The 247-nt window shown below is 63.6% G+C and carries 1 pseudogene; it reads left to right on the forward strand.

Features of this window, described 5'->3' with window-relative positions:
• Positions 1–247 (forward strand): annotated as a pseudogene (locus SB751_RS33820) (ABC transporter ATP-binding protein); the annotation flags it as partial.

The following is a 247-nucleotide window of genomic DNA, read 5'->3' on the forward strand; positions in this document are numbered from 1 at the left end:
CGGTCTCATCCCCATCGATGCCGGCGAGATCCTGTTCGACGGCAAGTCGCTGGCCCAGACCAAGATCGGCTACGTCTTCCAGAACTACCGCGAGGCCATGTTCCCCTGGCTGCGCACCATCGACAACATCGCCTACCCGCTGCGCCTCGAAGGCCGCAGCAAGGCCGAGGTCGACGCGCGCGTGGAAGAGCTGGTGGCCTCGTTCGACGTCAAGTTCGACCTCAAGCGCTATCCCTACGAACTGTCG

The organism is Cupriavidus sp. SIMBA_020, from assembly GCF_046535395.1.
Lineage (GTDB): Bacteria > Pseudomonadota > Gammaproteobacteria > Burkholderiales > Burkholderiaceae > Cupriavidus > Cupriavidus campinensis.